This is a genomic window from Nonomuraea sp. NPDC049129 (genome assembly GCF_040648495.1).
In the GTDB taxonomy this organism is placed as follows: domain Bacteria; phylum Actinomycetota; class Actinomycetes; order Streptosporangiales; family Streptosporangiaceae; genus Nonomuraea.
Genome location: NZ_JBEZDU010000012.1, coordinates 314,062 through 321,335 on the forward strand (window position 1 = coordinate 314,062; position 7,274 = coordinate 321,335).

The window sequence follows — 7,274 nt, forward strand, 5'->3', positions numbered from 1 at the left end:
GGCTCACAGGCCGAGGTAGATGCGCCGGACCTGGGGATCGACCCGCAGGGCGGCCGAGGTGCCGGTGGCCGCGATCTCCCCGTTCTCCATGACCAGGCAGGCGGAGGTGACATCGAAGGTGAGCTTGGCGTTCTGCTCGACCAGCAGGATGCTCAGCCCGTCGGCGTTCAGCCTCTTCAGCCCGGTCACGATCTCCTCGACCAGGATCGGCGACAGTCCCATCGACGGCTCGTCGAGCAACATCACCCGGGGCCGGCACATGAGCGCGCGGCCGATCGCCAGCATCTGCTGCTGACCCCCGGACAGCGCCCCGGCCAGGCGCTGCCGCATCTCGCCGAGCACCGGGAACAGATCGTAGACCTCGCCGATCGGGGTCCGCTTCCAGTTGCCGGTGTAGGCGCCCAGCAGCAGGTTCTTCTCCACGGAGAGCCCCGGGAACACGTGCCGCCCCTCGGGGACGTACCCGATGCCGTGGCGGACCAGGGTGTGCGCGGGCGCCCGCAGCAGGTCGTGCGCGCCGAAGGCGATGCGCCTGGCCTGCCGGGGCGCCAGGCCCATGACGGCCTTGAGCGTGGAGGTCTTGCCCGCTCCGTTGGCGCCGATGATGCCCAGCGACTGGCCCGGCTCCACCGTGAAGCTCACATCGTGGGCGGCCCGCACCCCGCCGTAGTGCACCGACAGTCCTTCGACGATCAGCGTGCTCATCTGGTGGCCTCCTCGGCAGCGGACCCGGCATCAGACTCGGCATCGGACCCGGCATCGGACTCGGTTGCGGACTCAGCGGTGGTCCGGGACGGTGCGGACATCGAGTCACCCAGGTAGGCCGCGACCACGTCCGGCTGGACGGCGACGTCCGCGGGCGCGCCGTCGGCGATGACCTTCCCGCCGGACAGTACGGTGACCCGGTCGCACAGCGACATGACCAGGCCCATGTTGTGCTCGATCACCACGACCGTCACGCCGGAGTCCCTGATCGAGCGGACGATCTCGGCGAGCTGCCGTACCTCCTCGCCGTTGAGCCCGGCCGCCGGCTCGTCGAGCAGCAGCAGCGCGGGCGCCATCGCCATCGCGCGGGCCATCTCGATCCGCCGCTGGATCCCGTACGGCAGGGCACGCGGCGCCGCGTCGGCGAAGTCCCGCAGCCCGAACCGGTCGATCAGCTCATCGGCCCGCACCCGCAGTGCCCGCTCGAATCCGAGCACGCTCCAGGGAAGCGCGAGGTACCGCCAGACCCAGCGCGTCCGCGTGCGATCCAGGCCGACCAGGATGTTCTCCCGGACGGTGAGGTCGCCGAACAGCCGCAGGTTCTGGAACGTGCGGGCCACCCCCAGCTGCGACAGCCGGTACGGAGCCGCGCCGGTGACCTCCCGCTCCCGGAAGAGGACCCGCCCGGACGTCGGCGTGTAGAAGCCGCTCACGACGTTGAACAGCGTCGTCTTGCCCGACCCGTTCGGCCCCACGACGCCGCGGATCTCGCCGGCCGTGATCGTGAGCGACACCTGGTCGAGCGCGGTCAGCCCCTTGAACCGCATGGTCACCCCGTCGACCTCCAGCAGGTCCACGCCCACTCGGTCGCCCGCCCGGTCGTACGGCTGGAAGGGGCCCAGTGTGGCTCTCGCCCCGGCGGCCCGGCGCCGCCGGAGACGGGCGGGCAGTCCGGCCAGCCCGGTGGGGGCGAAGACCACCACGAGGACGACCACGCTGCCGTACCCGAGCTGGGCGTAGGCCGACACGTCCAGCAGCGCCTCCCGAACCAGCGACAGCGCCACCGCCCCGACGACGCAGCCGAGGATGCTCCGCCGGCCGCCGATGATCACCATGGCCAGCAGGAGGAACATGTTGGCGATGCTGAACGTCTCCGGCGCCACGAAGCGGATGAGCCCGGCGTACAGCACCCCGGCGATCCCGCCGTACAGGCCGGACAGCACGAAGGCGGTCATGCGCAGCAGCGGGATCTCCGCGCCGAGCGCGCCGGCGGCCAGGTCGTCGTCGCGCATGGCGCGCAGCCGGCGGCCGAGCGGCGAGTGGGTCACGAACAGCGCGAACGCCAGCGCGAGCGCGAACACCACCAGCTCGACGTAGTAGAAGAGGTACTCACTGGACAGGTCCACCCCGAACAGCGGCGGCACCGGAATGTCGCTGATGCCCTCGGCCCGCCCGGCGACGGTCGCGTTGGTGATCCAGTTGACGAAGGCCAGTGCCAGTCCGAGCGTGACGATGCCCAGGTAGTGCGACTGCATCCGCAGCGCGGGCAGGCCCACCAGCAGCCCGACCAGGACGGCGGCCAGCAGGGCCAGCGCGGCGGCGGTCCAGAAGCCGAGCCCGGCCCGGGTGGTGAGGATGGCGACGGCGTAGGCGCCGACGCCGAAGAAGGCGATCTGCGCCAGGTTGATCTGCCCGGCCACGCCCATGGCCAGCCCGAGTCCGATGCCGAGGACCGCGAAGATGATCGCCACGTCGACGACGTGGATCGCGTAGCCGCCCAGCCCGTACGGCAGCAGCCAGGCCGCCACGGCGGCGGCGATGAGAGGGATCAGCCGTTTCACGCTCGGTTCACCGTCGTCTCTCCGAAGATGCCGGTGGGACGGACCATCACGATGGCGGCGAAGACCAGGAACGTCACCAGCTCCGAGTACTCCTGGAAATGGCCGGCCGCGAAGGAGTCCAGCAGCCCGAACGCCATGCCGCCGGCGATCGCGCCCCGCATGCTGCCGAAGCCGCCGAAGATCGCGGCGGCGAAGCCCTTGATGCCCAGTGAGCCGCCCATCGTGGGGTTGACGTAGAGCATCGGCCCGATGAGCCCGCCGGCCAGCGCCGCCAGGCCCGCGCCGATGGCGAAGGCCATGGCGTTGCTGCGGCCGACGTGGATGCCGACGGCGGTGGCCGCCTCGTGGTCCATCGCGACCGCCTGCATGGCCGCGCCGCGCTTGGTGCGCTGCAGGAACAGCCCCAGCAGGACCGTGGCCGCCGCCGCCACGGCGATGACCAGCAGGCTGTAGGTCGGGATCTTGATCCCGGCGACGTCCAGCGGCGCGGTCGCCACCGGCGACGGCACGGCGTGGCCGGTCGCGCCGAACACGCGGATCGCCCCGGCCTCCAGCACGGTGCCGAAGCCGATCGTGCCGATCAGCATCAGGTCGAAGTCCTTGTTCTCCAGCGGGCGCAGCACCCGCTCGATGACCAGCCCGATCAGCGCGGTCACCGCGATCGCCACCGCGACCGCGACGGGGAAGGGCAGCTTGGCGAACATGTACAGGTTGGACGCGGCGTAGGCGCCGATCATCACCACGTTGCCGTGGGCGAAGTTCACCAGGCCCATGGTGCGGTAGACGATCGAGAAGCCCATGGCGACCAGCGCGTACACCGCGCCGAACGTCACGCCGCCGATGAGGGTCTGCAGAAAGACCTGCACGGTTCTCCTAGCCGGCCGACTCGGCGACGATCTTCCCGGCCTTGATGAGGCCGATCTGGGTCGCGTGGATGCCCACCCCGGAGTCGTCATAGGCGAAGTCGCCGAGCAGGCCGTCGTGCTTGACCGCGCGGATCGCGTCGGCGAGCGGCCGGCCGCCGGCGCCCTTGGTCTGCTTGAGCGCCTCGATGAGAATCTTGGCTCCGTCGTAGGCCTTGGCGCCGTGCAGTTCGGCGGCCTCGCCGAAGGCGGCCTGGTAGGCGGCCGAGAAGGTCTTGCTCGCCGGGCTCGCGTCGTTGCTGAGGTAGGGCGAGCTGATGACCGAGCCCTCGGCGTTGTCCGCGCCCGCGGTGGTCACGTACACGTCGGTGCCCATGGGGGCGCCGCCCGCCAGGACCGCCTTCAGCCCCAGCTCGCGGGCCTGCTTGGCGATCAGCCCGGACTCGACCTCCTCGGCGCCGACGAACAGGACGTCGGGGTTCTTCTGCCGGATGGCGGTGAGGGAGGCGCTGAAGTCCTTCTGGTCGGGGGTGACGGCCTCGTCGGCGATGGGAGTGATGTTCCTGGTCTTGAGCGCGGCCAGGAACGCGTCGTGCTCGCCCGCGCCGTACGTGCCGTTGTTGCTGATCAGCGCGATCTTCTTGTAGCCCTTGTCGTCGACCAGGTACTTGGCCAAGGTCTCGTCGTAGGTCACGCTGGTCGGCGCGTTGAGGAACAGGAACGGGCTCTTGAGCGCGGCGAGCTTGGGCGACTGTCCCGAGGTGATGTTCGGGATCCCGGCGTCCTTGAGTATGGGCGCCATGGCCAGGGTGACGGCGCTTTCGGCGGTGCCGAGCATGGCGACGTAGCCCTCGCCGGCGATCTTCCTGGCCAGGTTCGTGCCGACCGTGGGGTCGCCCTGGTCGTCGAACAGGTCCAGCTGGATCTGCCGCCCATTGACGCCGCCGGCCTTGTTGGCCTCGTCGACGGCCAGCTTGACGCCCTTGTTCTCCCATTTGCCGAGCGAGCTGAGCTGGCCGCTCTGGGCGTTGATGTTGGCGACCTTGATGGGTCCGGTGGCGTCGGCCTGCTTGCCGGACTGCTGTCCGGGGGCGGAGCAGGCGGTCAGCGTGACGATGAGCGCTACGGCGGCGATGGGGAATCTCGCGGGAAACACGGTTCACCTCGTTTGGGGGGAGTCCGACATGGCCGTGTAATGCACGAACTAGTACGTTAGTTATACGGCCGGGTGTGACCAGAGGAAATATCGAACGCGCAACGGTTTCAGGCGGGGAAGACGCCCTGGTAGATGTCCTTGATGTTCCAGTGGCCGGGGGTCGGGACGGGCTCGTTGACCATCGGCACGTCGATCACCGCGGGCCGCCGGTCCGCCACCGCCTTGCGCAGCGCCGTACGGAGATCGCCGGGCGTGGCGACCGTGTGCCCGTCGGCCCCGCAGGCCCGCGCGAGGGCGGCGAAGTCCGGGCTGTAGGGCCGTCCGGCGGGATCGGTGAAGTCGCAGCCGTGGCTGCGGCCGAAGTGGGCGGACTGCAGGTCGGAGATCGTGCCGTGCGACCGGTTGTTCATCACCACGAAGATCACCGGCGCGCCCAGCTCGACGGCCAGCGGAACGGCGGGGAGCTGGGCACCCATGCCGCCGTCGCCGATCAGCGCGACCACGGTCCTGCCCGGCTCGGCGAGCTGCGCGCCGACGGCGGCGGCGGGGCCGAAGCCCATGGTGGACGCGCCGCCGGGGGTGATGAACCGGCCCTCGGGCGGCAGTTCGTAGCACTGCGCCACGCCGTTCTTGTTCCAGCCGACGTCGGTGACCAGGATCGTGTCCGGTGGCACCGAGTCGCGCAGGTCGGCCAAGATGCGCTCGGGCCGCAGCGGGAAGTCGTCGCTGCTCCCGCGCTCCCTGCTCGCGCCGAACAGCTCCGACCTGGCCGCGCGGATCCGCTCCCGCAGCACGGGACGGCTCACCCCCGGGTGCGAGGCGGCCGCCGCGGCGATCGCCCTGATCGCCAGCGCGGCGTCGGCGACCGCGCCGATCTCCGCCGGGTAGTTGCGGCCGATCTCGGCCGGGTCGAGGTCGATCTGGAGCAGCCTGCCCTTGTCCCCGAGCGTCCAGGTGAAGCGCGGGTCCCAGGAGCTCGAGTCGGTTTCGGCGAAGCGGGTGCCCAGCGCCAGCACCACGTCGGCCTCCCGGGCGTAGTCGTTGGTGAGCTCCAGCCCCCAGAAGCCGGTCATGCCGAGGACCAGGGGGTGCGCGTCGGGCACGGTCCCCTTGGCCATCAGCGAGTGGGCGATCGGGATGTCGAGGTGCTCGGCCAGGTGGAGCAGCGCGTCGGCGGCGTCGCGCAGGCCGCCGCCCGCGTAGATCAGCGGCCGCTCGGCCCCGGCGAGCGCGGCCGCGATCCGCTCGGCGACGTCCGCCGGCAGGCCGGGCGGTTCGGCGGCGCTGAGGGGCGGGTACGGCTCGGCGGGCCTGGAGAAGACGTCCATGGGCACGTTGACCAGCACCGCGCCCGGCCGTCCTGTCGTCGCCGTCCAGAAGGCGCGCTCCACGGCCCGGCCGAGGTCCTGGGCACGATGCACGTTCCACGCCCGCTTGACGAACGGCCTGAAGACGGCCGCCTGGTCGGCGTCGGCGTGCAGGTTGATCTCCTGGTGCGGGTGCCGCCCGTGGTAGTAGGAGGGGACGTCGCCGGAGATCACCACCATCGGCACCGAGTCGAGCGCCGCGGTCAGCACGCCGGTGGTGGCGTTGGTCAGGCCGGGGCCGACGTGGACGAGCAGCACGCCGGGCTTGCCCGACACGCGGGCGTAGCCGTCGGCGGCGTGCGCGGCGGCCTGCTCGTGCCGGGCGATCACGAACCGGATCCGGCTGTCGGCGAGCGCGTCCAGCACGGCGATGTTGGTGTGGCCACAGGTGCCGAAGACGTGCGTGACACCGAGGTCTTCCAGCTGCGCGACGAGCGCGTGCGCGGAGGTGGTGGTCGTGGAGGTGGTGGTGTCAGAGGTAGCGGTCTCAGGGTGGGTGGTCACTGTTCTCCCCAGATGCTCAGGCCCCGCAGCAGGAGGGTCTTGGTCACGGTGAAGTCCTCGATCATCCAGCGCGGCGACTCGCGGCCGATGCCGGAGTCCTTGACGCCGCCGAAGGGGACGTGGTCGAGGCGGAAGTTCGACGACCCGTTGACCACCAGCCCGCCGACCTCCAGCTCCCGCCAGGCTTGGACGATCCGCCGCACATCATGCGTGAACAGTCCGGCTTGGAGGCCGTACCGGCTGCTGTTGCACGCCTCGATGACCTCGTCGAAGCCGTCGTAGGGCAGAACGGCGACGAGCGCGCCGAACACCTCCTCGCGGACCAGCCGGGCATCGGCGGGCGGCGCGGCGACCACGGTCGGCTCCATGACCGCCCCCGACCGGGCGCCGCCGGTCGTGATCGCGGCGCCCTGGCCGGCCGCCTCACCGGCCCAGCGGACCACCCGTTCGGCGGCGTCGTCGTCCACCATCGAGCCGACGTCGGTCGCCGGGTCCAGCGGGTCGCCCACGACCAGGGACTTCACCTCGGCGGTCAGCGCGGCCACGAACTCCTCGAACCTGCCGCGCTGGACGTAGACCCGCTGCACCGAGATGCAACTCTGGCCCGAGTTGCTGTAGCCGGTGCGCGCGCAGACCCGCGCCGCCTCGGCCACGTCGGCGTCCTCGCACACGATCGTGGCGGCGTTGCCGCCGAGCTCCAGCAGCACCCGCTTGGGCCCGGCCGCCCGCGCCGCGGCCCGGGCGGGGCCGGCCCCCCCGCGGGAGCAATTGCCCGCGCGGTGGGGGCGCGGGCCCCCCCCGCCGCCCGCCCCGGGGGCGCCGGGGGGGGAGGGGTTGG

6 protein-coding genes are annotated in these 7,274 nt (G+C 71.5%); all 6 read right to left on the reverse strand.

Annotated elements, in window-relative coordinates:
* Positions 1 to 3: 3 nt before the first annotated feature.
* Positions 4 to 705 (reverse strand): ABC transporter ATP-binding protein, encoded by a 702-nt coding sequence (locus tag AB0B64_RS34750; protein ID WP_358182655.1) that lies wholly within the window; start codon positions 703 to 705, stop codon positions 4 to 6.
* On the reverse strand, positions 702 to 2,546 hold the full coding sequence (locus AB0B64_RS34755; RefSeq protein ID WP_358182658.1) for a branched-chain amino acid ABC transporter ATP-binding protein/permease: 1,845 nt from the start codon (positions 2,544 to 2,546) through the stop codon (positions 702 to 704). Before AB0B64_RS34755 ends, AB0B64_RS34750 begins: the two co-directional genes overlap by 4 nt.
* Positions 2,543 to 3,412 (reverse strand): branched-chain amino acid ABC transporter permease, encoded by an 870-nt coding sequence (locus tag AB0B64_RS34760; RefSeq protein ID WP_225292901.1) that lies wholly within the window; start codon positions 3,410 to 3,412, stop codon positions 2,543 to 2,545. The genes AB0B64_RS34755 and AB0B64_RS34760 overlap by 4 nt, the downstream gene beginning before the upstream one ends.
* Before the next feature lie 7 nt (positions 3,413 to 3,419).
* Complete coding sequence (locus tag AB0B64_RS34765; protein WP_358182661.1) at positions 3,420 to 4,565, reverse strand: ABC transporter substrate-binding protein; 1,146 nt, start codon at positions 4,563 to 4,565, stop codon at positions 3,420 to 3,422.
* A 107-nt stretch (positions 4,566 to 4,672) separates the two neighbouring features.
* The gene (locus AB0B64_RS34770) at positions 4,673 to 6,436 is read right to left on the reverse strand and encodes a thiamine pyrophosphate-binding protein (protein ID WP_358182664.1); all 1,764 of its coding nucleotides are present in this window, start codon (positions 6,434 to 6,436) and stop codon (positions 4,673 to 4,675) included.
* Positions 6,433 to 7,274: aldehyde dehydrogenase family protein (locus AB0B64_RS34775; protein WP_358182667.1), on the reverse strand; the 842-nt coding region annotated here is incomplete at its 5' end. The genes AB0B64_RS34775 and AB0B64_RS34770, both read right to left, overlap by 4 nt.

Excerpts from the sequence above, each read along its gene's own strand:
- AB0B64_RS34750 (WP_358182655.1), bottom strand. The coding sequence starts at position 705 with ATGAGCACGCTGATCGTCGAAGGACTGTCGGTGCACTACGGCGGGGTG.